This is a genomic window from Bacillus sp. 05T31 (assembly GCF_056396725.1).
In genome coordinates this window covers 1-533 of sequence record NZ_JBFTMA010001306.1, presented here as the reverse complement: position 1 = coordinate 533, position 533 = coordinate 1, and the positions used below count along the sequence as shown (strand labels likewise).

General features: G+C 46.9%; 1 pseudogene. It reads left to right on the top strand.

Going from position 1 to position 533, the window contains the following annotated elements:
• Nucleotides 1–32: 32 nt before the first annotated feature.
• Nucleotides 33–533: pseudogene (locus tag AC1DJR_RS33050) on the top strand (phage tail tape measure protein); the annotation flags it as partial.

Here is a 533-nt window from a genome sequence, read left to right as displayed (position 1 = left end):
GGTGAATGAGTCAGAACAAAGTAGAAACTCAGGTGATTGCGGATATATCTAATTTAATTGGGAACCTAGGTCAGGCTACACAGGCCTGGAATAATTTTTTTAGGCATATCAGTCAGCCACCTCCTACTCCACCGCCACCACGACCTCCATCACCACCACCATTACCGCCAGCTCCGGCTCCTCCACCGCCGCCCGATTATTCTGGTTGGCGTGCTAGGTTTCAAGAAGTAGGTAATCACGCTGTTGAAATGGGTAGACGAATCCAACAAGCCGGGCAAACAATGCAGAATGCTTTTGGTCCAGCGGCAACGGCTTCGGCTTATGCTTTAGGAAATATGATTAAAAATTCACGTGAATTTGAATCGCAAACCCGCAAAGCGGCAGTATTAACGCAAGGTGATTATGGTCAAGTGAAAGGTGCAATTTTGGATATGGCCAAAAGCTCTGTTTATTCTACAGGGCAAGTTGCAGCGGCTTTTGCAGAGATGGGAGCAAAAGGTTTCGACTCTGCACAAGCAACTAAAGCATTACCT